Below are 1,742 nucleotides of genomic sequence, written 5' to 3'. Positions count from 1 at the left end.
CACTAACCGGTCCCCTTAACGTTCCAGCACCGGGCAGGCGTCAGTCCGTATACATCGTCTTACGACTTCGCACGGACCTGTGTTTTTAGTAAACAGTCGCTTCCCCCTGGCCTCTGCGACCCCCACCAGCTCAGAGCGCAAGGCTCATCACCAGAAGAGGCCCCCCTTCTCCCGAAGTTACGGGGGCAATTTGCCGAGTTCCTTAACCACAGTTCACCCGATCGCCTTAGTATTCTCTACCTGACCACCTGAGTCGGTTTAGGGTACGGGCCGCCACGACACTCACTAGAGGCTTTTCTCGGCAGCATAGGATCACCCACTTCGCCACAATCGGCTCGGCATCACATCTCAGGATACATGAACCGCGGATTTGCCTACGGTTCTCCCTACATGCTTACCCCAGGACTACCATCGCCTGGGCTGGGCTACCTTCCTGCGTCACCCCATCGCTTACCTACTACCAGTTCAGGCCAGGCGTTCACCCTCACCCCAAGCCCGAAGGCTCGGAGGGGTTAAGGACCCTTAGTATCACTGGATTCAGTATTGGCGCATCGTAGCGGGTACGGGAATATCAACCCGTTGTCCATCGACTACGCCTGTCGGCCTCGCCTTAGGTCCCGACTTACCCTGGGCGGATTAGCCTGCCCCAGGAACCCTTGGTCATCCGGCGCAGAAGTTTCTCACTTCTGATTCGCTACTCATGCCTGCATTCTCACTCGCACGGCCTCCACAACTGGATCACTCCGCTGCTTCGCCGGCCGCACGACGCTCCCCTACCCACCCACACACCTCGACAGACAAAAGTCCGCCAGATTATTGTGTGAATGCCACGACTTCGGCGGTGTACTTGAGCCCCGCTACATTGTCGGCGCAGAATCACTTGACCAGTGAGCTATTACGCACTCTTTCAAGGGTGGCTGCTTCTAAGCCAACCTCCTGGTTGTCACTGCGACTCCACATCCTTTCCCACTTAGCACACGCTTAGGGGCCTTAGTCGGTGGTCTGGGCTGTTTCCCTCTCGACTACGGAGCTTATCCCCCGCAGTCTCACTGCTACGCTCTCACTTACCGGCATTCGGAGTTTGGCTGACGTCAGTAACCTTGTCGGGCCCATTAGCCATCCAGTGCTCTACCTCCGGCAAGAAACACGTAACGCTGCACCTAAATGCATTTCGGGGAGAACCAGCTATCACGGAGTTTGATTGGCCTTTCACCCCTAAACACAGGTCATCCCCCAGGTTTTCAACCCTGGTGGGTTCGGTCCTCCACGCGGTCTTACCCGCGCTTCAACCTGCCCATGCCTAGATCACTCCGCTTCGGGTCTACAGCATGCGACTCAAACGCCCTCTTCAGACTCGCTTTCGCTACGGCTCCCCCACACGGGTTAACCTCGCCACACACCATAACTCGCAGGCTCATTCTTCAAAAGGCACGCAGTCACATCACAAACAAAGGCGAACCCTCGTTTACGCTCCTACGGCTTGTAGGCACACGGTTTCAGGTACTATTTCACGACCCCTCACCGGGGCGCTTTTCACCTTTCCCTCACGGTACTTGTTCACTATCGGTCATCAGGGAGTATTTAGGCTTACCAGGTGGTCCTGGCAGATTCACACAGGATTTCTCGGGCCCCGTGCTACTTGGGATCCCCTCAAACAGTCCAACCAATTTCGCCTACCCGACTCTCACGGTCTACGGCGCAACTTCCCAGAAGCTTCGACTATCGGAAGGATTTCTTACTGC

General features: G+C 56.3%; 1 rRNA gene. It reads right to left on the bottom strand.

Annotated elements, in window-relative coordinates:
• Nucleotides 1-1,742 (bottom strand): 23S ribosomal RNA (locus tag ACFYWM_RS44665); the annotation flags it as partial.

It is taken from the genome of Streptosporangium sp. NPDC002721 (genome assembly GCF_042888905.1).
Taxonomy (GTDB): Bacteria; Actinomycetota; Actinomycetes; order Streptosporangiales; family Streptosporangiaceae; genus Streptosporangium.
This window is presented reverse-complemented; position numbering and strand designations above follow the sequence as displayed.